Source organism: Candidatus Pelagibacter sp. PS_37 (assembly GCF_059417825.1).
The window spans coordinates 1,220,964-1,240,483 of sequence record NZ_CM182067.1; the positions used below are offsets into that span (position 1 = coordinate 1,220,964).

Annotated in this window: 25 protein-coding genes; 12 read left to right on the forward strand and 13 right to left on the reverse strand. The window is 30.6% G+C overall.

Annotated features, from left to right (window positions below):
* Window positions 1–2 precede the first annotated feature (2 nt).
* Genes AC5SL9_RS06445 through AC5SL9_RS06460 form a run of 4 tightly spaced genes read left to right on the forward strand, consistent with a single transcriptional unit; the run spans window position 3 to window position 2,664 of the window.
* Entirely contained in the window at window positions 3–620 is a 618-nt protein-coding gene (locus tag AC5SL9_RS06445; protein ID WP_494574004.1) for a DsbA family oxidoreductase, read from the forward strand.
* Window positions 621–676: 56 nt separating this feature from the next.
* Entirely contained in the window at window positions 677–1,135 is a 459-nt protein-coding gene (locus AC5SL9_RS06450) for a membrane protein (protein WP_018413650.1), read from the forward strand.
* Entirely contained in the window at window positions 1,135–1,515 is a 381-nt protein-coding gene (locus AC5SL9_RS06455) for a phosphate-starvation-inducible PsiE family protein (protein WP_011281610.1), read from the forward strand. Before AC5SL9_RS06450 ends, AC5SL9_RS06455 begins: the two co-directional genes overlap by 1 nt.
* 6 nt (window positions 1,516–1,521) lie before the next feature.
* Window positions 1,522–2,664 (forward strand): FAD-binding domain-containing protein, encoded by a 1,143-nt coding sequence (locus tag AC5SL9_RS06460; RefSeq protein ID WP_494574005.1) that lies wholly within the window; start codon window positions 1,522–1,524, stop codon window positions 2,662–2,664.
* On the opposite strand, the gene AC5SL9_RS06465 is transcribed toward AC5SL9_RS06460, so the two are convergent.
* Genes AC5SL9_RS06465 through AC5SL9_RS06490 form a run of 6 tightly spaced genes read right to left on the reverse strand, consistent with a single transcriptional unit; the run spans window position 2,661 to window position 6,314 of the window.
* Window positions 2,661–2,882, reverse strand: a complete 222-nt coding sequence (locus AC5SL9_RS06465; protein WP_011281612.1) for a hypothetical protein — start codon at window positions 2,880–2,882, stop codon at window positions 2,661–2,663. The genes AC5SL9_RS06460 and AC5SL9_RS06465 overlap by 4 nt on opposite strands.
* Window positions 2,879–3,598, reverse strand: coding sequence for a type 1 glutamine amidotransferase (locus AC5SL9_RS06470; RefSeq protein ID WP_494574006.1), 720 nt, complete (start codon window positions 3,596–3,598; stop codon window positions 2,879–2,881). The genes AC5SL9_RS06465 and AC5SL9_RS06470 overlap by 4 nt, the downstream gene beginning before the upstream one ends.
* 43 nt (window positions 3,599–3,641) lie before the next feature.
* On the reverse strand, window positions 3,642–4,250 hold the full coding sequence (locus AC5SL9_RS06475) for a MarC family protein (protein ID WP_011281614.1): 609 nt from the start codon (window positions 4,248–4,250) through the stop codon (window positions 3,642–3,644).
* A gap of 41 nt (window positions 4,251–4,291) precedes the next feature.
* Entirely contained in the window at window positions 4,292–4,705 is a 414-nt protein-coding gene (locus AC5SL9_RS06480; protein ID WP_494574007.1) for a YqaA family protein, read from the reverse strand.
* On the reverse strand, window positions 4,702–4,824 hold the full coding sequence (locus tag AC5SL9_RS06485; protein WP_018413654.1) for a DUF2256 domain-containing protein: 123 nt from the start codon (window positions 4,822–4,824) through the stop codon (window positions 4,702–4,704). Before AC5SL9_RS06485 ends, AC5SL9_RS06480 begins: the two co-directional genes overlap by 4 nt.
* Entirely contained in the window at window positions 4,824–6,314 is a 1,491-nt protein-coding gene (locus AC5SL9_RS06490) for a cryptochrome/photolyase family protein (protein ID WP_494574008.1), read from the reverse strand. The genes AC5SL9_RS06485 and AC5SL9_RS06490 overlap by 1 nt, the downstream gene beginning before the upstream one ends.
* Before the next feature lie 27 nt (window positions 6,315–6,341).
* Here AC5SL9_RS06490 and AC5SL9_RS06495 point away from each other — a divergent pair, with 27 nt between their 5' ends.
* Window positions 6,342–7,052: an SDR family NAD(P)-dependent oxidoreductase gene (locus AC5SL9_RS06495; RefSeq protein WP_011281617.1), complete on the forward strand. Its 711-nt coding sequence runs from the start codon at window positions 6,342–6,344 to the stop codon at window positions 7,050–7,052.
* Here AC5SL9_RS06495 and AC5SL9_RS06500 read toward each other — a convergent pair.
* The 6 genes from AC5SL9_RS06500 to hemC form a co-directional block, all read right to left on the reverse strand.
* Complete coding sequence (locus tag AC5SL9_RS06500) at window positions 7,049–8,041, reverse strand: MBL fold metallo-hydrolase (protein WP_271616709.1); 993 nt, start codon at window positions 8,039–8,041, stop codon at window positions 7,049–7,051. The genes AC5SL9_RS06495 and AC5SL9_RS06500 overlap by 4 nt on opposite strands.
* A gap of 74 nt (window positions 8,042–8,115) precedes the next feature.
* Window positions 8,116–8,961, reverse strand: coding sequence for a bifunctional 5,10-methylenetetrahydrofolate dehydrogenase/5,10-methenyltetrahydrofolate cyclohydrolase (locus AC5SL9_RS06505; protein WP_011281620.1), 846 nt, complete (start codon window positions 8,959–8,961; stop codon window positions 8,116–8,118).
* 8 nt (window positions 8,962–8,969) lie between these two features.
* Window positions 8,970–9,260 carry a YggT family protein gene (locus tag AC5SL9_RS06510; protein WP_006997601.1) on the reverse strand — a complete coding sequence of 97 codons (291 nt, stop codon included), beginning with the start codon at window positions 9,258–9,260 and terminating at the stop codon, window positions 8,970–8,972.
* A complete protein-coding gene (locus AC5SL9_RS06515; RefSeq protein ID WP_006997600.1) occupies window positions 9,257–10,342 on the reverse strand; it encodes a mechanosensitive ion channel family protein in 1,086 nt (361 codons plus the stop codon). The genes AC5SL9_RS06510 and AC5SL9_RS06515 overlap by 4 nt, the downstream gene beginning before the upstream one ends.
* A gap of 2 nt (window positions 10,343–10,344) precedes the next feature.
* The gene (locus tag AC5SL9_RS06520) at window positions 10,345–11,043 is read right to left on the reverse strand and encodes a uroporphyrinogen-III synthase (RefSeq protein WP_494574009.1); all 699 of its coding nucleotides are present in this window, start codon (window positions 11,041–11,043) and stop codon (window positions 10,345–10,347) included.
* Between the two features lies 1 nt (window position 11,044).
* Complete coding sequence (gene hemC, locus AC5SL9_RS06525; protein WP_494574010.1) at window positions 11,045–11,968, reverse strand: hydroxymethylbilane synthase; 924 nt, start codon at window positions 11,966–11,968, stop codon at window positions 11,045–11,047.
* Window positions 11,969–12,027: 59 nt separating this feature from the next.
* Between hemC and tsaD the strand changes: the two genes are divergently transcribed.
* From tsaD to acs, 3 genes are read left to right on the forward strand one after another with little or no spacing between them, the layout of a single operon-like run.
* A complete protein-coding gene (tsaD, locus tag AC5SL9_RS06530; protein ID WP_018413662.1) occupies window positions 12,028–13,101 on the forward strand; it encodes a tRNA (adenosine(37)-N6)-threonylcarbamoyltransferase complex transferase subunit TsaD in 1,074 nt (357 codons plus the stop codon).
* Window positions 13,101–13,514, forward strand: coding sequence for an EVE domain-containing protein (locus tag AC5SL9_RS06535; protein WP_018413663.1), 414 nt, complete (start codon window positions 13,101–13,103; stop codon window positions 13,512–13,514). Before tsaD ends, AC5SL9_RS06535 begins: the two co-directional genes overlap by 1 nt.
* A gap of 13 nt (window positions 13,515–13,527) precedes the next feature.
* Window positions 13,528–15,573, forward strand: coding sequence for an acetate--CoA ligase (acs, locus tag AC5SL9_RS06540; RefSeq protein WP_494574011.1), 2,046 nt, complete (start codon window positions 13,528–13,530; stop codon window positions 15,571–15,573).
* Here the strand turns inward: acs and AC5SL9_RS06545 are convergent.
* Window positions 15,570–16,193 carry a hypothetical protein gene (locus tag AC5SL9_RS06545; protein WP_018413665.1) on the reverse strand — a complete coding sequence of 208 codons (624 nt, stop codon included), beginning with the start codon at window positions 16,191–16,193 and terminating at the stop codon, window positions 15,570–15,572. The genes acs and AC5SL9_RS06545 overlap by 4 nt on opposite strands.
* A 135-nt stretch (window positions 16,194–16,328) precedes the next feature.
* Between AC5SL9_RS06545 and AC5SL9_RS06550 the strand changes: the two genes are divergently transcribed.
* From AC5SL9_RS06550 to rpe, 4 genes are all read left to right on the forward strand, one after another.
* Window positions 16,329–16,589 carry a DUF4212 domain-containing protein gene (locus AC5SL9_RS06550; protein WP_018413666.1) on the forward strand — a complete coding sequence of 87 codons (261 nt, stop codon included), beginning with the start codon at window positions 16,329–16,331 and terminating at the stop codon, window positions 16,587–16,589.
* Complete coding sequence (locus AC5SL9_RS06555; protein ID WP_018413667.1) at window positions 16,589–18,397, forward strand: sodium:solute symporter family protein; 1,809 nt, start codon at window positions 16,589–16,591, stop codon at window positions 18,395–18,397. Before AC5SL9_RS06550 ends, AC5SL9_RS06555 begins: the two co-directional genes overlap by 1 nt.
* Window positions 18,398–18,472: 75 nt before the next feature.
* Window positions 18,473–18,829, forward strand: coding sequence for a hypothetical protein (locus AC5SL9_RS06560; RefSeq protein WP_018413668.1), 357 nt, complete (start codon window positions 18,473–18,475; stop codon window positions 18,827–18,829).
* Between the two features lie 28 nt (window positions 18,830–18,857).
* Window positions 18,858–19,517 (forward strand): ribulose-phosphate 3-epimerase, encoded by a 660-nt coding sequence (rpe, locus tag AC5SL9_RS06565; RefSeq protein WP_018413669.1) that lies wholly within the window; start codon window positions 18,858–18,860, stop codon window positions 19,515–19,517.
* Window positions 19,518–19,520: the final 3 nt, after the last annotated feature.

Below are 19,520 nucleotides of genomic sequence, written 5' to 3' on the forward strand. Positions count from 1 at the left end.
TAATGAAAATAAAAGTATTTGCTGACACAATTTGTGGGTGGTGTTTTATTGGTCAAACAAGATTAAATAAAGCATTAAAAAATTTTCCTGAAACTAAGTTTGGGATAGAGCATGTTCCATTTCAACTAAATACTGACATGCCTAAAGAAGGAATTGAAAGAAACAAGTACTTAGAAATAAAGTTTGGTGGAAAAGATTTTGCTCAACCAATGTATGATCGAATGACAGAAGAGGCGAATAAAGAAAATCTTAATTTTAATCTAGATAAGATAAAGAAAACACCCAATACTGTATTTTCTCACTTATTAATAAAATTAGCCGAACAATCTAATGTACACAACGAAATTAAAGAAAAAATATATCAATCATACTTTATTGAAGGTCTTGATATTGGAGATAAAGAAATCTTAATTAATATTGGCAAAGAATTTAATATTAATGGAGATACAATCAATAATTTTTTTAATTTAAAAAATATTGAAGAAGTTAATTCATATATTTCAGTCGCAAGAGAGAAAGAAATTAATGGAGTACCCTTCTTTGAAATAGGAACAGATTTTATTTCAGGCGCCCAAAGCTCTGCAAATTTAGAAAGTGTAATAAAGTCCAATTTAAGCTAAAAATTAAAGGACACTTTATCCTTTGCCTTTAACATATAAATATCTATTCTAGCTATATGGAAGCACTAAAAAATTGGATGAAAGATGCCGCTAACATTTTATTTGATGATAGCAAAAATGATCTAAGGTCTTTACCAAGATCTGTTAGATTACAAATTTTATTAGTTCTGAGTTTCGTTTGGACAACTGTTTTTAGTTTATACATATTTTCTTATACAACTTTTGTATTTGGTTGGGCCGGTTTATACGTTGCTCATATTGGATTGATATTTGCAGTTTATATGACATTCAAACATTTTCATAAAGCAGAGGCGCAATCTAGCAGTGTATTCAAAACTAAAAACTTTGATCCATTTAAGATTATGGTTATTGTTTTTGTAATTGTATTCATCTTTGTATTTTCTAAGGGAATAGAAATTTTAACAAGTCCAAACCCTAGCTCTTATTCAATTCCATATGATGGACCAGTAAAATCAGTGTTTGAAAAATGGCTACCATTTAGTAAAGATAAGTAATGGATAAAATAGCAAAAATTTTACAGCTTGCACTAATGTGCATTATTTTAGTGAGCACTGTAATTGCTGTTGGTATGGAAATTAATAATATGTTTCTAAATCAATCTGTAATGCTAGCAGATTTACTTTTAATGTTTCTTTATTTAGAGGTCTTAGCAATGGTTCGTGTTTTTTGGAATCAACAATCAATCAGTATAACTTTACCTCTTTTAATTGCCATCACTGCTCTCGCACGATTTATTATATTACAAGGAAAAGAAATGGATCCATCAGCATTAGTCTATGAAGCTATAGCTATAGTTCTAATTGCATCTGCAATAGTTATTTTAAGATTAAGACACAGTGATAAATTGGGTCTAAAGAAAAGAAAATCTAAATAGTTTAAAATGATTTTTGAAGCTTCAAGGGCTAAAGCCGTTGATAAATTAAATACTTTTGTTGAACAAAATCTTTCAGATTATTCAAAACTAAGAAATTTTGATTTTGGGCCTAGTAATAGATCTAATGTTTCTTGTTTATCCCCCTTTATAACTCACGGAATAATTAATGAATTAGAAGTAATTAATAAATCTCTTAAAAAGTTTTCATTTGCAAAAAATGAAAAATTTATTCAGGAAGTTCTTTGGCGTGTTTATTGGAAAGGTTGGCTAGAATTAAGACCTGATGTTTGGTCAGATTACTTAATAGAATTAGATAAAATTAAAAAAGAATTTAAAAACAATCAAAGTTATTTGGATGCAATTGAAGGAAAAACAAATGTAGATTGTTTTAATCAATGGGTAATTGAACTTAAAGAGAGCAATTATCTTCATAACCACACAAGAATGTGGTTTGCTAGCATTTGGATTTTTACACTAGAATTACCATGGCAGTTGGGTGCTGAGTTTTTTATGCAACATCTATATGATGGGGATGCTGCATCAAATACCCTTGGTTGGAGATGGGTTGCTGGCATTCAAACTCAAGGCAAGCATTACCTCGCAAGTGAATGGAATATAAATAAATTTACAAATAATAGATTTAAAAACATAAAACTAAGTGAAAATGCCAAACCTATATCCAATGATAAGATATATTCTGTTATTAACAAAGGCTTTAAAAATTCTGAGATTTTGGAAGATAAAACTTTATTAATATTTGAAAATAATATGACATTTGAATTTTCTGATTTTAAAGAACATAAGTTTAAAAAAATTTTGTTAGTCTCAAATAATACAGATAGAACTATCAAATTAAGTGAAAAGGTGTTGAAATTTAAAGCAAATCTTTTAGAGGATCAAAAAATAAGATTGAAAGAAAAATCAATAAATTGTGAAACTATTAATATTAATGATTTAAAAAATATTACCGAAGAAGTTTATGCGCTTTATCCAACCGTTGGTGAAAATTTAAATTTTATTCAAAATAATCAATTAAAAAATATAAGATTTTTATATAGAAAGTTGGATCAGTTTTCTTGGCAATATTGTAATAAGGGTTTTTTTAATTTTAAAAATTATATTCCAAAAATTATTGCTAATTTTAATTAAAACCAACGTATCATTCCGATTATACCTGCTGTTGCATAAAAAAATTGCAACACAAGTATTCCCTTGTGACCTCCTCTATATGCCCAGATACCAATTAAAATGGCAGACAACAGTAACAAACAAAATCCTAAAAACTCTATTCCAATGTTTAAGGCTACAAACATAGAATAAAGGATTGCCGTAATAACCCCTGCCCATTCAAAAAATTTATTATTCATAATAGCCTTTTAAAATTCTCATAAAGTATCTTAGAATAATTATTCATATCAGGCATATTATTTTTTGCAGCTTGATCAAATTTATCTAAAGCTCCCTCACCTAATTGACTTTCAAGAGCTTTTTTATATTCAGGCACACACCCCCATTCATTAACTGTTGTATCTTTAATTTCTATATGAAATTGAATTGCATATGCATGATTTTGGTATTTGAAAATTTGATATTTGGTTACTGGAGATGATGCTAGCAAAGTTATATCCTTATTATTTTCTATTCCTTGCACTTCATATGAATGCCACTGCAAACTTTTAATTTGATCTGGAAATTTTGAAAATAAAATATCTTTATTTTTTTCTTTAGTAAAATTTATATCCATTATTCCAATTTCTGCTGGATTTGATTTAACTACCTTACCACCTATTACCTCGCCTAATAACTGGCACCCAAGACAAAAACCTAAATAAGGTTTTTTTAAATTAACAACAAATTCTTTAATTGCTTTTTTTTCTTCAATTAGCCATGGATATTCTTGTTCCATAAAAGTATCCATTGGACCACCCATACAAAACATTCCATCAAATTTTCTCAGATCGCTTGGAATTTTTTCACCTTCATCCAGTTCTATGGTAGTTAAGTTAAAACCATCAGCTAACATTAAATCTTTGATATACCCTGGGTCTTCAATCTTTATGTGCTGTAAGACAATTATGTTCATTTCTATATTTATAGTATTTTAAAATAGTCTACTGAACAATATTTTAAGCTAGAAAGGTTTTTATTCCATCTAAAATATACTGAACACTTAATCCAACTAGAATAATTGCTATTACTCTTGAAATTACACTAATAACTTTTTTGTTTATTATCTGAGAAAATTTTGAAGCAGTAAAAAAAAATATAAAAGTTAAAAGCAAAACTGAAGCTAAAGCAATCATTCCAACAGATTGGTTTGTAAAATTACTTCCCATATCTGAAACAGAAACAATAACAGATGTGATTGCAGCTGGTCCTGCTATAATGGGTGTTGCTAAAGGAAATACACTTACATTTTCAGAATTAAAATCAATGTCATCTTCTTTTCGTTGTTGTCTTTTATCAAACAACATTTCCATGGAAATTATTAATAAAATGATGCCTCCACCAATTGTAAATGCTGGAAAAGATATATTCAAATAATTTAATAAAGTGCTTCCAAGAAATGCAAAGAATAGCAATATGATTGATGCAATTATTGTTGCGCTCAATGCAGTTTTAACTCTTTGTTGGCTGCTCATATTTTGAGTTACTGCCAAGAATAAAGGTGTATTTCCTAGTGGATCAATAACAATAAAATATAAAAAGAAAGTTTGAATAAATATTTCAAGCATTCACTTTTCTAGCATAGTTACCTGGATAAATTCAGCAAATATTAAAACAAATAATAAATTAAGACGTACCTACTTACTTTTCCAATTGCCACTAAAATAATAAAATCTAAAAATCTAACTCTTAATAAGCCTGCAATTAAAGTCAGTGGATCACCTATTATTGGAACCCAAGCAAATAATAATGACCATTTACCAAATTTATTAAACCATTTTGGTGAGTTTTCTATTTGTTTGTCTTTAAACGGAAACCACTTTTTTGTACTAAGATTTCTTGAATAAAATCCCAAGACCCAGTTAACAACTGATCCCAAAATATTCCCAAAACTAGCAACAATTAACAATAATAAATTATCAAAATTTGATGTTGCAATTAATCCTGCCAATGTCAGCTCAGATGAAAATGGTAAAATTGTTGCAGCTAAAAAAGATATAGCAAATAAAGATAAGTAAATCACTTAGAGCACTTTTTGGAGCAATACTTTACCTTATCCCAATTAAGCTTCCATTTCTTACGCCAAACAAAAGGTCTTTTACAAACGGGACAAACTTTTGAAGGTAAATTTTCTTTTTTCATTAAATAGTATTTTGTTTAATAAATTTATCAGCTTCAGATAAAATCATTTTCTTTCTTTCATCTTTCATTTTATCAAAAACATAAACCATCATAGACAATCTAGGGTTCTTTAAAAAAAATTTTCTATTTTTATCTATAAACCTCCAATAAAGACCATCCATCGTATTACACCATTCCCCTTTTTTAAAATCCATCATTTTCATAAAATAACTTGATCCACAAATGTATGGTTTCGTTGCAAAAATACCTCCATCACTAAATAAGCCCATTCCATAAACATTAGGAACCATCACCCAATCAGAAGAATCTACAAACATTTCCATAAACCACTTATAAACAATTGTTGGTTTCACCTCACAAAGGTTCATTATATTTGATAAAATCATTAATCTTTCAATATGGTGAGACCAGCCATGATTAACGGCATTTTTAATTGCATGATCCAATGGAGGCAAACCTGTTGTGCCTTCATACCAAGACTTTTTCATTTTTCTTTCATGGTTGAAAAAATTTTTTGTTTCCATTTCATCGGAGTAACCTTGATAAATTCCACGCATGAACTCTCTCCAGCCTATTATTTGACGAATAAAACCTTCAAGTGAGTTCATTCTAATTTTGTGTTTTTTATGAAATTCTAAAATTTTTTGAATGATAATTTCAGGGGTTATCAATCCTAAATTAATGTACGGGCTTAATGCGCTATGAAATAAAATATTGTCTTTTTGATTAACAGCATCTTCATAATCGCCAAATAAATTTGATTTTTCTTTAATAAAAAAATCTAAAAGTTTGACCACATCATTGTATTCTGTTGCTAACCAAAAATCATTTGTGCTACCAGGATGATCTTTAAATAATTTTTCAATAATTGGTTTTAATTTTTTAGTATGATTAGTTTCGTTAATTTTTGGAAATTTTGGTATTGATATATCTTTTGGTAATTTATTTCTGTTATCTTCATCAAAACTCCATTTACCCCCAATAGGATTTCCATCTGCTCCCATTAATATTCCAGATTTTTTACGAACTTCTTTGTAAAATGTTGCCATAAAAGGTTTTTTTGATTTTACTAAATAATTTTTAAACTCATCTCTTGAGTTTAAAAACATTGGAGTTTTAATAATATTCCAGTTTATTTTTTCTTTTTTTAAAAATTGATAAATTTTCTTTTCAAAAAATTTATCCTCAACCTCAAAACTTGAAATTTCAGTAATTTTTTTTTGATTAATGATAATTTTTAATTTTTTAAAATAGGTATCTTTAAAACCTTTGTCCTCAATTTTAGAATATTCAAGTTTGTATTTATTTGCTCTAAGCATATCTGCATAAGACCTCATAGAAGAGAGAAATAGTATTATCTTTTGCTTATGATGCTTTTCATAAGTACATAGTTCATAGTCTTCTGCCATGTAAAAAGAGTGGTCCTTTTTGAAGCGGTCTACGTATTTTAATGGAAATAATTGATTGCCAAGTATAAAAAACAATTTCATAGTTAAATATAACTAAATAAAAATTATATGTCAGAAAAATATCTTATTTTTGGTGCGACAGGTTCTGTGGGTTCCAGCTTAGCTGAACAATTGAAAAATTCAGGAAATGATATTCATCTAATAGCAAGAAATGAAAATGAAGTTAAAACTATTGCAGAAAAATTAGGCTGCACTTATACGGTTGCTGACGTTTTAGAAGAAGGATTTATAGAAAAAGTAAAATCAGACATTAGTGAAATTAAGGGTATCGCTTACTGTGTGGGATCTATTGATTTAAAACCATTAAGGATGGTTACAGAAGCAGATATGAATAAATGTATGAAACTAAACCTTTATTCAGCTATTGAAGCAATAAAAGGATTTCAAGAAAGTTTAAAAAAGAACAAAGGCTCAGTTGTTTTATTTTCAACTGTTGCTGCTCAAAGAGGTTTTACTAATCACACAATTATTGCTTCTGCTAAAGCTGCAGTTGAGGGGCTAACTGTTACACTAGCTGCTGAGTTTGCTCCACATATTAGAGTAAATTGTATTGCACCAAGTTTATCAAAATCTAAAATCGCAGAGCCAATGTTAAAAAATCCTGCAATTGCAGAAGGAATTGCTAAAGCTCATCCTCTTAAAAGATTAGGTGAAGGAAAAGATTCCGCAGCGCTTGCTAAATTTTTAATTACTGAAGAAAGTTCTTGGATTACTGGACAAATAATTGCAGTTGATGGTGGTAGATCGAAACTTTCTTAATTTGATAATATATTTTTTAAAGAGTTTATCTCTCCAATTTTAAAGATAATAGCATCATCTTTTTTAAAACCATACTCCTCAGCACTAGCTTTAAATCTTACTGGTGGTTCCATAATAGGTTCCAGCGATAAAACAAAAGTTCCCCAGTGTGTTCCCATAACCTTTTTACTTCTTAAATCTTGCGCTACATTTAAAGCTTCTTCTGGTGTTGTGTGATAAATCGATTTATCAAACATAGGCTTAAAGTCATAAGCTCCAATATTAATCATTGTTAAATCAATTGGACCATATTTTTCACCTAATTCTTTGTAAATATTTCCATAGCCAGTATCACAAGCAAATAAGATTTTTTTACCTTTATATTCAATTAAGAAATTGCCCCAGAGTGTTTTGTTCATATCTGTAAGGCTTCTCTTCGACCAATGGACAGCTGGGAGTAATGTTACTTTCAGATCATCATTAACCTGAATTTCCTCATACCAATCCATTTCATTTACATCTTTAAATTTATTTTTTGTAAAGTATTTTCCAAGATTTAGTGGGGCCAAAACTTTTGTATTCTTAAACGGATATTTTCTAATGGTGCCCATATCTTGATGATCATAATGATTATGTGTTAATAACAATAAATCTGTCTTTGGAATTTCATTTAAATTTAAGGCAGGCTCAGTAAATCTGTCTGGGCCAAAAATTAAAGGTCCCGCATTTTTTGAAAATACTGGGTCAGTTATAATTGTTGTATCTCCAAGTTTAATTAAGTAAGTAGCATGACCAATCCATGCAATATAATCTTCATTTTTATACTTTTCTAAATCAGATAAAACTTTTTCTTTATCAACAACGTGTTCTTTAGGGACCGTCATGTCTATTTTCTTTTTCAATTTAATGAATTGTGTGTAAGAAAACTTCGCTTGACTAGTTCTAACAGGTGATCCTTCTGGATTTCTAAAAGTTCCATCTGGTAAATGATGATAAGGTTTTTTTTCCATAGCAATTAGTGATGAGTTATATGCAATAATTATAAATATAAAAATTATAAATTTTGCCACCTATAATGATATTTTTATTTTTGAGATCTTTTAAAACACTCAATAGTATTTTTTAACAAGCAGGCAATAGTCATTGGCCCTACTCCACCTGGAACAGGTGTTAAAGCTCTTGCAACTTTTGAAACTTCTTCGAATGCAACGTCACCGACAATACCGTTTTCAGTTTTATTAATCCCAACATCTATTACAATTGCATCTTTTTTAACCCAGTCCGCTTTCACAAGCTCTGGAATGCCAACAGCAGCAACTATAATATCTGCCTCCAAGCATTCTGCTTTTAAATCTTTAGTCTTTGAATGAGTAATTGTTACTGTGCAATTTTCTTTTAAAAGTAACTGCGCCATTGGTTTACCGTTTAAATTTGATCTACCAATCATAACAGCTTTTTTTCCACTCAAATTTGGTTCAATTTTTTTAATCATTAAATAACATCCTAAAGGAGTACAAGGAACTGAACTTTCATAACCTGAAGAAAGATTTCCAACATTCATTGGGTGAAACCCATCAACATCTTTTCCTGGTAAAATAGTTTCAATAACTTTTTGCTTATCGATATGTTTTGGTAAAGGTAGTTGAACTAAAATTCCTGAAATACTTTCATCTTTATTTAATTCCTCAATTTTATCTAATACTGTTTTTTCTTCCACAGCTTCAGGGTATCTAATTACTTCAGATTTTAACCCTACTTCATTCGCAGCTTTCTCTTTCATACGAACATAAATTTGACTAGGGGCCATTTCTCCAATTAAAATAACTGTAAGCCCAGGAATTTTATTGTGTTTAGCTTTTAGCTCTACGACCTCTTGTCTTAATTGCTCTCTAAGTTCAGCTGCTATTTTTTTCCCATCTATTAAGATCATGTGTTCCTCTAAAAAATCATTGGCGCAATGTACAACTTCATACACATTTCTATAAACCAAATCAATAAAAGTAATATAACTGGTGAAATATCTATTGATCCTAAATTAGGTAAAAAACTTCTTATTTTATTAAGTGCAGGATTTGTTAATCGATAAGTCACCTCTAAAATAGAATAAACAAATCTATTTTGAGTATTTAAAACATTAAATGCAACAAGCCAGCTGATAACTACATTTGCAATTACCACATAAGAATAGAGCTTTAATATTTGAAGAACCAAATAAAAAATTGCTATCATTTTTTCTCGATATAAATTGACTGACTTGGGAATGCAAATGAAGCTTTGTTTCCTTCTACTATTTCTTTAATTGCAATCGCTAATCTTTCTTTAACTAAAAGAGAGTCGCTCCAACTGTTGCTGGCCGTAAAACATCTAACTAATAAATCTATTGAGCTATCAGAAAACTTTTCAATTCTTACCGCAACACCAACACTTTGGCTGAAGTCCTCACTTTTATTAATATAGTTTTCTATTTCTTCTCTTACTTTTTTTAACTGTGCAACAGTGGTATCGTATTGAAGAGTAATGGACCATCTTATTCTCCAATTGGTTGTTTCACTAATATTAACTACTGAGTTTTCAGCAAATTGAAAGTTTGGAATTATTGCTAAAGATTTATCAAATTTTCTAATCACTGTTGATCTAAATCCAATTTTTTCAACAATACCTTCAATTGTTCCTTCAACTAAAATCCAATCTCCAATTTTAAATCTTTTTTCAACTAAAACTAAAATTCCTGATATTAAATTTTTAAATAAGTCTTGTGCGCCTAAAGCAACTGCAACACCAAATAAACCCAGTCCAGCAATAATTGGTCCAATTTTTATTCCCCAAAGTTCAAGAACAGCCGCTAAACCTAGAATGAAAATCAAAATTTTTAATGATTTAATAATCCAGCCAATTAACTCTCTAGTTAACATTTTATCTAAACCACTTAAAATATAAGAGATGGGTTCAACAATTTGATGTATCACCCAAAAAATAAAAATAGTTATTAAAGTTCTATTAATTGTATCAATAGCTACTTTGCCATCTTCTCCAAAAGACATGTAATAACTTGCAATAAAAAAACCTAGAACAATGGGAAGAAATCTTGCTGGCCCAACCATTGCATGAACGAAAGTATCATCTAGTTTATTGGTTGTTCTTTTAGAGATACTTTCTAATCTTTTAATAATTACTTTACTGATAATTCCTCTAAAAATTAAAAAAATAAAAAAAATCCCAATTCCAATTAATATTTGAAAAATATCAATACCGTGAATTCCCTTTGACCAAACTGAAAAAAATAAGTCACTAAAATTGTTAAAAATGTCCATAGCTAAATTTTATATAGCAAAAATTCCTCTTCTCCAGGGTTAAAAAGAAAAATTTTTTTCCACTTTATTTCATTAAGAATTGAAGAGGTTTTTTCTCCAATGCACATCAAATTAGTATTCATCCATAAGGTTTCTAGCTGATAATTTTTAATTACTTTTAAAAAATTAATCGCACTATTTTGTGAATAAATGTAAGTGATTTCAGGCATTTTTAATTTTAGTTTTTCGATAAAGCTTTCATCATATTTTTCAATTGGGTTGGCTCTGTAATTAATTAATCGTTCTATCGTATACCCACTCGAAATGAGCTCCTTATCTAAATCGCTAGATATTATTTCTCCACTTATATAAATTAGCTTTCCATCAGAAGTGTTAAAATTTTGTAAAATTAATTCCTTAAGATTACTAACATTTCCTTCAGCTGCAAAAACATTTTGAAAACCAACACTTCTAGCTTTTTTTTCAGTAGCACTTCCAACACAAAAGCATTTTAATTTTTTATCAATATTTTTTATATCTAAAAATTTAATAGCGTTAGCACTTGTAAAGATAATTCCTTTAAACTCAGAATAGTTTGGAGCTTCATGTTTTAAACCTTCAATATTAACTAAAGGTAAATGAGATATTTCATGACCCAGTGATTGAAATTTTAATATCATTTCATGACAATCTTCTAATGGGCGTGTGAATAAAATATGCATATTATTTTTTATAAGAATTATTAGACATTTTTTTAAGAGTTTTTCCCATCTCTATTCCTAATTCTTCTGCTTTGTCTATGCTTTCAGATGATTTTAAATGAAATCTTTTAGTGCCATCTAACGAAAAAAGCTCTACTTCTAGATTAATTTTATTCTCCTCAATGTTTGCAAATGCTCCTACTGCTGTTTCACAGTCTCCTTCTAAAACTTTCAAAACATTTCTTTCAGCTTTTATGGAGCTATGTGTTGATTGGTGATCAACTTGTTTTAATAATTCAATTAAACTTTCATCGTTATCTCTACACTGCAAAGCAATAACTCCTTGTCCAGCACAAGGTATAATTTCTGAAGTAGAAAAAGTTTGAGAAATATTTTGATTTAATCCTAAAGAATCGATTCCAGCATAAGATAAGATAATTGCATCATATAAATTTTCCTTAAGTTTTCTTATTCTTGTATCAACGTTTCCTCTAATTAATTTACAATTAAGATCATCTCTTATTTTTTTAATCTGAAATTCTCTTCTATATGAAGATGTTCCAATAATTGAATTTGAAGCTAAATCTTTTAGATGTTTATTGTCTTTGCTAATTAAAATTTCTCTAGGATCATTTCTTTCTAAAAAGCAATCTGTCAACAATCCTCTAGTTTCTTCAGAAGGCATATCTTTTAATGCATGTACCGCTATATCTATTTTTTTTTCTAATAATTCAACCTCTATAGTTTTTGAGAAAAGTCCCTTACCCCCTACTTCTGATAACCTTTTGTCTTGAACTTGATCACCCTTAGTTACAATTTCTTTAATGATTACTTCTTCAATTCCAAAATCTTTTGAATGTTTGAGAATTTTTTCTCTGGCCTTTTCTGCATAGATTAGTGCTAATTTGCTTCCTCTAGTGCCTATAATAATTTTTCTATTTTTCATTTAATTGCTTTATACTTCATACTTATATTGAGAATGTATTATTAATAAAAACTAATTTAATGAATAAAAAACCCATAATTTTAGGAATTGAATCAAGCTGTGATGAAACAGCAGCCTCTATCATAACTGAAAATGAGCAAGGTATGCCAACAATTTTATCAAGTATTGTTTCAAGTCAGGTGGATGTTCATAAAGAGTTTGGTGGTGTTGTGCCAGAACTTGCCGCAAGATCCCATATGGAAAAAATAGATTTAATCACAAAAAAAGCATTTGATAAAAGTGGAGTAAAAATGGAAGATCTAGATGCAATAGCAGCAACTGCAGGACCTGGTCTTATGGTCTGTCTGTCTGTTGGTTTAAGTTTTGGAAAAGCAATGGCCTCTTCGCTAAACAAACCTTTTATAGCTGTTAATCATTTAGAAGGACATGCATTAAGCCCAAAACTAAATTCTGAATTAAATTATCCTTATTTATTACTTTTAATCTCTGGAGGTCACACTCAATTTTTAAGTGTGCAAGGCTTAGGAAATTATAAAAGATTAGGAACAACTATTGATGATGCTGTAGGTGAAGCCTTTGATAAAACGGCAAAATTATTAGGAATAGAATTTCCTGGTGGTCCCCAAATTGAAATATACGCAAAAAAAGGTGATCCTAATAAATATGAACTACCAAAGCCAATTTTTCATAAAGGAGGATGTAATTTATCATTTGCAGGTTTAAAGACTGCTGTTTTAAAAATATCAAAACAAATAAAAACTGAACAAGAAAAATATGATCTTGCAGCATCTTTTCAAAAAACAATTGAAGAAATACTATATAAGAAAAGTAAAATTGCTTTTGAAGAATTCAAAAAAATGAACACAACAAATAAAAATAAATTTGTAGTTGCGGGTGGTGTTGCTGCAAACAAGAGAATTAGAGAAGTTCTAACTAATCTTTGCAAAGAAGAGGAATTTGAAGCAATATTTCCACCTATTAATTTGTGTGGAGATAATGCAGCAATGATTGCAATGGTTGGATTAGAAAAATTTAAGTTAAAACAGTTTAGTGAATTAGATAGTCCTGCAAAACCTAGGTGGCCTCTAGATGCAGATGCTGCTTTTTTGAAGGGTGCTGGAGTAAAATTGTAATGCAGTATTGGTTGATGAAATCAGAACCTGATGTTTGGTCAATTGATCAGCAAAAAAAAGCTGGTGCTAAAGGTGCTCCTTGGGATGGAGTAAGAAATTATCAAGCTGCAAAAAATTTAAGAGCAATGAAAAAAGGAGACCTTTGTTTTTTTTATCACTCAAATATAGGCAAAGAAATTGTTGGTATAGTTGAGGTTATTAAAGAAGCTTTTTTAGATAAAACTGACAAAGATGGACGATTTGTAGCTGTTCAAGTAAAGTTTAAAGAAAAATTAAAGAAAAGTGTAACTCTAGAAGAGGTTAAAAAAACCAAGTCTCTTAGCCATTTATCACTTATTAGACAAAGCAGATTATCTGTTATGCCCATAGACTCTAAAAGCTGGAAAATTTTAAATAAGATGAGTAGTATTTAAATAAAAAAAATTCATGCCTAAAAAAAAATCATTATCAAAAGTAAAAAAAAAAACTTCTAAAAAAACTAAGGCTAAAAAAAAAGTAAAGCCTTTTAAGAAAAAGGTTTTAAAAAAAATAGAAGAAAAAGAATTAATCATAAAAACTAAACCTGAGTGGATAAAAAGTGCTCTAGTAAATAAAGCGAAATATCAAAAAAAATACTCAGACTCGATTAAAAATAACAATGACTTTTGGAAGAATGAGGGGAAAAGAATTACTTGGATTAAACCATATAAAAAAATTAAAGACGTTAAGTACAGTAAAAAAGAAGTTAGAATTAAATGGTATGAAGATGGGACTTTAAATGCTTCTGCTAATTGTATAGACCGTCACCTTAAAGATAAAAAAGATAAAACCGCTATTATTTGGGTGGGGGATGACCCAAAAGATACAAAAAAAATTTCATACAAACAATTACATAATGAAGTTTCAAAAACTGCAAATGGTTTAAGAAAATTAGGAATTAAAAAGGGTGATAGAGTTACAATTTATTTAACTATGATTCCAGAGCTTGCTGTAACAATGCTTGCTTGTGCTAGAATTGGTGCCGTTCATTCTATTATTTTTGGTGGTTTTTCGGCAGACTCTATTTCTGGCAGAGTTAATGATTGTGAATCAGAATATATTATTACAGCTGACGAAGGAGTTAGAGGTGGAAAAACTATTCCTTTAAAAGAGATCACAGATCAAGCTTTAAGAAGCTGTCCAAATGTTAAAAAATGTATAGTTGTTAAAAGAACTGGTAATATAGTTAATTGGGTTAAAGGAAGAGATGTTTGGTTTGACGATTTGATTAAAGATATGTCAACTAAATGTGAGCCTGAGGAAATGAATGCAGAAGATCCTTTATTTATTCTCTACACATCTGGTTCTACTGGAAAACCAAAGGGGGTTTTACATACAACGGGTGGTTATATGGTTTATGCATCTATGACCCATCAATATGTCTTTAACTATAAACCAAAAGATATTTATTGGTGTACAGCTGATATTGGCTGGGTTACTGGCCATAGTTATATAATTTATGGCCCTCTTGCTAATGGTGCAACAACAATAATGTTTGAAGGAATTCCAACCTACCCTGACAGCTCAAGATGGTGGGAAATCATTGATAAATATAAAGTTAATATTTTTTATACAGCGCCCACTGCTATTAGAGCTTTAATGAGAGAGGGAGATAAACCTGTTAAAAAAACCTCAAGAAAATCTTTAAAATTATTAGGTACTGTTGGAGAGCCAATAAATCCTGAAGCTTGGATGTGGTATTATAAAACAATAGGAAATTCTAAATGCCCAATAGTTGATACATGGTGGCAAACTGAGACAGGCGGAATATTAATTAGTCCACAAACAGGTGCTATAAATTTAAAACCAGGGTCGGCTACTAAACCATTCTATGGAATTAAACCTTCAATAGTCGATAAGGACGGAAAAGAAATTAAAGGAGCTGGTGAGGGAAGACTGTGCATTTCTCAATCTTGGCCTGGACAAATGAGAACTGTGTACGGTGATCATCAAAGATTTATTGATACTTATTTCTCTCAGTTCGATGGAAAATACTTTACTGGGGATGGGGCTAGAAGAGACAAGGATGGCTACTACTGGATAACTGGTCGTGTAGATGATGTAATTATTGTCTCTGGTCATAACCTTGGAACTGCTGAAATTGAGAGTGCATTTGTTGCTCATCCAAAGGTTGCCGAAGCTGCTGTAGTTGGATACCCACATGACATTAAAGGTAATGGCTTATACTGCTATGTCACTTTAAATGTTGGGGAGATAGCTGACCTAGATCTTGAGAGAGATTTAAAACTTTGGGTAAGAAAACAAATCGGTGCACTAGCGACACCTGACATTATTCATTTCTCACCTGGTCTTCCAAAAACAAGGTCTGGAAAAATTATGAGAAGAATTTTAAGAAAAATTGCAGCTAATGAACATGAACAATTAGGGGATACAACAACTTTAGCAGACCCAAGTGTTGTGCAAAGTTTGGTGGATAATAGAAAGAATATTTAAAATTCTATTAATTTCTCAAATTCTTTTTTAATAATATCCCATTTCAATATCATAGAATTCAATACGATTTTTCGATCTAAAGTTTTAAGCTCTTCAGCTATTGGTGCCCATTTGTATAATGACAAAGCACTAGGATTAAAGGGTAAATCTTTATAATAAATTTCCCAGTTTATATTTTGAAGTCTTTCATTAAAAGTTTTTTTTGCTTCCTCAATAATATCAAGTGGCATCTTATTAGAAATCTCATCATCTAAAATTTTAGAAAAAATCTCTTTAGACTGGTCAACGTTTTGAAAATTAAAGTTAACTTTTAAATAAGAAAACGTAAATAACATCAAATCTTGTAAGGCTACAGAATAAATATTCCATTTGGCAATATTAAGGGAAGACATGAACACATCATTATCAAAGTGAAGAACATACCTTGTTCCCATCCTGGTTTTTAAATAACTATATAAAGTTACTTGTGTTACCCAAGCAGATTTTGTTTGAATAAAGTGTTCAAGCTCATCTAAATTCTTAATTTTTTTCTTTGGAATAAAAGCCCTAAACATGGCAAACAAATAAACTTTAAAATCATCAAACGATATGTCTTTCCAGGAGAGTTTATATTTTTGCATAAAAATTCATATATGCTCATTATACCTTAAAAAGGTAGGTAAATAAGCACCTAATATGAACAATTTTAAGTCTTTTAAAAACTTACAGAATGGTTATGGTTTAGGGTAGTTATAACTAAAAATAGAGAGGTATAAATGTCAAACGCAACAAAACACTGGGAAAAGACTAGATCATTGTTATTCGTAACACTGGCTATTTGGTTTGTTTTCTCAATCGGCATCTTCCTTTTTGCAGCTGAAATGAATGAGGTTACAGGACCTTTCGGTTATCCATGGACATACTGGTTTACATGTCAAGGATCTCTTGGAATTTTTGTAATTTTATGTTTCTGGTTTGCTAATAGGCAAGAGAAAATCGATGAAGAATTCGGCTTCAACGAAAAAGGAGATCAATAATGATTAAAGGTAAATTTATAGACAATTTGCCAAAAGTTTACGGAATCTATACAGGAGGTTTTATAGGTTTCATAATCTTAATGGCAATTGGTGAGCAGATGGGTATGACTGCTAAAGCAATAGGTGTTGCTTTTGTAGCCTTTACAATATTCATCTATGCACTGATCGGTTATCTATCAAGAACAGCTCAAGCAGACGCATATTACGTGGCTGGAAGACAAGTGCCCACTGTATTCAATGGAATGGCGACGGCGGCAGACTGGATGTCTGGTGCTTCATTCGTTGCAATGGCAGGTGGTATTTACTTCAAAGGCTATGGATATATGGCTCTACTTGTCGGTTGGACTGGTGGTTACATATTAGTTGCAACTTTATTAGCACCATACTTAAGAAAATTTGGATGTTACACAGTTCCAGATTTTGTGGGTACAAGATACGGTGGTAACTTAGCAAGGTTCTGTGCTGTAGTAGTTTTGACTGTTGCTTCATTCACTTATGTGACTGCTCAGATTAATGCTACGGGTACTATTGCATCTGTTGCTCTAGATATCGACTTTAAATATGCTGTATATATTGGACTAATAAGTATTTTACTTTGTTCAATGTTAGGGGGTATGAGAGCGGTAACTTGGACACAGGTTGCACAATATATCGTGCTAATTATAGCTTACATGCTTCCAATTTTTTGGATCAGTAACAAAATGGGTGCGGGTTTCTTCCCTCACTTTATGTTAGCTGACGAGGTAGCTAGAATTGGTGAGTTAGAACAACAGTTTGGGTTTATTAAAAACTCTGCTGCTGATCTAGCAACGGTACCTAAAGGGTTAGCTGGAATAACTAAAGCACACTCTGCAGTAAATGCAACGCCTTGGGCGTTTATTTCATTAGCATTGGCGATGATGATGGGAACAGCATCATTACCACACGTGATGATGAGATACTTTACTACTCCAAGCGTTAAAGCAGCTAGAAAATCAGTTGGTTGGTCATTATTCTTTATCTTCCTTCTGTATTCTTCTGCGCCAATGTTAGCAACGCTATCAAAACTATCATTGATTGATCCGACATTACCAACTGGTATTATTGGTAAATCATTTGCTGAAGTTCAATCTTTAGATTGGTTCCAAAACTGGAATAGTGCAAACTTGATGTTTATCAGCGACTTTAACGGCAATGGAACTCTTGAACTTAATGAGTTTTTCATGGGCGGTAAAGCTGTTGTGTTAGCAACTCCAGAAATAGCTGGATTACCATATGTAATCTCAGGACTGGTTGCTGCTGGAGGTATGGCTGCTGCCATGTCAACAGCTGATGGTTTGATTCTAGCAATTGCTAATGCGATCTCTCATGATGTTTATTACAAAATGATTGATCCAAAAGCGGAAACTGCAAAAAGACTACTTGTTGCAAGGGTATTACTTGTAGTAATTGGTTTTGCTGGAGCAACTATTGCTGCAATGGAGATCCAAGGTATTTTAGGTTCAGTTATCTGGGCTTTTGACTTTGCGATGTCTGGTTTGTTCTTCCCACTTGTACTAGGTGTATGGTGGAAGAGAGCTAACAAAGAAGGTGCAGTTGCTGGTATGGTTTTAGGTCTTGGTTCTGCTATTTGGTACCTTGTATGGGTAAGAAATGGTGGAAGTGGGTTCTTAGGACTTACTCAGTTAACATTTGGTATCTTCGGAGCAGCTGTTAGTTGTGTATCAATGGTGGTAGTAAGTTTAATGACTTCTGCACCTGATGCTTCAATCCAAAAAATGGTTGATGAAGTTCGTATACCAAGTGGTAAAACTGTCACTGGTAAATAGAGCTTAAATCTTGATTCTAGGGGCGATTAATTTCGCCCCTTTTAATTCAATAAGTTTTCAAATATAAATTTCTAAATGTCTGCCAACTTTCATCCTCTAGTTTATTTTATAGATTATCTACTTGGAGTTATCATGTGGACTTTAATAGGAAGAGTTGCGATGAATATTTTTCAAAAAGAAGATTCTGAATTTTTTTTTATGAAGATATTTGTAAAATATACCAATCCATTAATAAAAATTTTTAAGCCAATAACCCCTTCTTTCATCATAGGACCTCTGATTCCATTATATGTTGCTTGGTTTTTTTATATGATTAGATTTTACTTTATGCCATGGGTCTTAGGTTATTCTGTAATGGGAATGTTATCATTTCCTCTAGAAAGTGAAATTTCTAAACAAATTTATCAATTATTTAATTCAATTAAATTTTAAAAATTGATACTAGTAGAGCTGGCAATCAATGAAAAAAATACAAATATCCCCTTCAATTTTATCTGCTGACTTTAGTCAATTAGGAAATGAAATAAAAAGACTTGAAGAAGGTGGTGCAGATATGATCCATGTGGATGTGATGGATGGTCATTTTGTTCCTAATTTAACCATGGGTCCACCTATCATAAAATCATTAAGAAAATTCACAAAACTACCATTTGATGTTCATTTAATGATTTCACCCGTGCATAAGTATATTAAAGATTATGCAGATGCAGGTGCAGATATTATTACTATACACCCAGAAGCAACTGAAAATTTAGCAGTCTCTATTGACCATATTAAAAGTTTAGGAAAAAAAGTAGGGGTTTCTTTAAATCCAGAAAGTAAAATTAATTTAATAACTGACTTATTAAATGAGATAGATTTAGTTCTAATTATGAGCGTAAACCCTGGATTTGGAGGACAAAAGTTTATGCCAGAAGTTTTAGAAAAAATTAAAGAATTAAAAAAAATAAGAGATCAAAAGAATATAGATTTTGATATCGAGATTGATGGTGGGATTAATTTTGACAATAATAAACTAGCAATAGAAGCTGGTGCAAATATTTTAGTTTCTGGGACAACTATATTTAAAAATAACAATGGAGATATAAAAAAAAATATAGACCTTTTAAAATCAAGTTAAAAT

Bases quoted from the DNA above. Each gene is read 5' to 3' on its own strand.
- AC5SL9_RS06445 (WP_494574004.1), top strand. From the start codon at position 3: ATGAAAATAAAAGTATTTGCTGACACAATTTGTGGGTGGTGTTTTATT.
- AC5SL9_RS06450 (WP_018413650.1), top strand. From the start codon at position 677: ATGGAAGCACTAAAAAATTGGATGAAAGATGCCGCTAACATTTTATTT.
- AC5SL9_RS06455 (WP_011281610.1), top strand. From the start codon at position 1,135: ATGGATAAAATAGCAAAAATTTTACAGCTTGCACTAATGTGCATTATT.
- AC5SL9_RS06460 (WP_494574005.1), top strand. From the start codon at position 1,522: ATGATTTTTGAAGCTTCAAGGGCTAAAGCCGTTGATAAATTAAATACT.
- AC5SL9_RS06465 (WP_011281612.1), bottom strand. From the start codon at position 2,882: ATGAATAATAAATTTTTTGAATGGGCAGGGGTTATTACGGCAATCCTT.
- AC5SL9_RS06470 (WP_494574006.1), bottom strand. From the start codon at position 3,598: ATGAACATAATTGTCTTACAGCACATAAAGATTGAAGACCCAGGGTAT.
- AC5SL9_RS06475 (WP_011281614.1), bottom strand. From the start codon at position 4,250: ATGCTTGAAATATTTATTCAAACTTTCTTTTTATATTTTATTGTTATT.
- AC5SL9_RS06485 (WP_018413654.1), bottom strand. From the start codon at position 4,824: ATGAAAAAAGAAAATTTACCTTCAAAAGTTTGTCCCGTTTGTAAAAGA.
- AC5SL9_RS06490 (WP_494574008.1), bottom strand. From the start codon at position 6,314: ATGAAATTGTTTTTTATACTTGGCAATCAATTATTTCCATTAAAATAC.
- AC5SL9_RS06495 (WP_011281617.1), top strand. From the start codon at position 6,342: ATGTCAGAAAAATATCTTATTTTTGGTGCGACAGGTTCTGTGGGTTCC.
- AC5SL9_RS06500 (WP_271616709.1), bottom strand. From the start codon at position 8,041: ATGGAAAAAAAACCTTATCATCATTTACCAGATGGAACTTTTAGAAAT.
- AC5SL9_RS06505 (WP_011281620.1), bottom strand. From the start codon at position 8,961: ATGATCTTAATAGATGGGAAAAAAATAGCAGCTGAACTTAGAGAGCAA.
- AC5SL9_RS06510 (WP_006997601.1), bottom strand. From the start codon at position 9,260: ATGATAGCAATTTTTTATTTGGTTCTTCAAATATTAAAGCTCTATTCT.
- AC5SL9_RS06515 (WP_006997600.1), bottom strand. From the start codon at position 10,342: ATGGACATTTTTAACAATTTTAGTGACTTATTTTTTTCAGTTTGGTCA.
- AC5SL9_RS06520 (WP_494574009.1), bottom strand. From the start codon at position 11,043: ATGCATATTTTATTCACACGCCCATTAGAAGATTGTCATGAAATGATA.
- hemC (WP_494574010.1), bottom strand. From the start codon at position 11,968: ATGAAAAATAGAAAAATTATTATAGGCACTAGAGGAAGCAAATTAGCA.
- tsaD (WP_018413662.1), top strand. From the start codon at position 12,028: ATGAATAAAAAACCCATAATTTTAGGAATTGAATCAAGCTGTGATGAA.
- AC5SL9_RS06535 (WP_018413663.1), top strand. From the start codon at position 13,101: ATGCAGTATTGGTTGATGAAATCAGAACCTGATGTTTGGTCAATTGAT.
- acs (WP_494574011.1), top strand. From the start codon at position 13,528: ATGCCTAAAAAAAAATCATTATCAAAAGTAAAAAAAAAAACTTCTAAA.
- AC5SL9_RS06545 (WP_018413665.1), bottom strand. From the start codon at position 16,193: ATGCAAAAATATAAACTCTCCTGGAAAGACATATCGTTTGATGATTTT.
- AC5SL9_RS06550 (WP_018413666.1), top strand. From the start codon at position 16,329: ATGTCAAACGCAACAAAACACTGGGAAAAGACTAGATCATTGTTATTC.
- AC5SL9_RS06555 (WP_018413667.1), top strand. From the start codon at position 16,589: ATGATTAAAGGTAAATTTATAGACAATTTGCCAAAAGTTTACGGAATC.
- AC5SL9_RS06560 (WP_018413668.1), top strand. From the start codon at position 18,473: ATGTCTGCCAACTTTCATCCTCTAGTTTATTTTATAGATTATCTACTT.
- rpe (WP_018413669.1), top strand. From the start codon at position 18,858: ATGAAAAAAATACAAATATCCCCTTCAATTTTATCTGCTGACTTTAGT.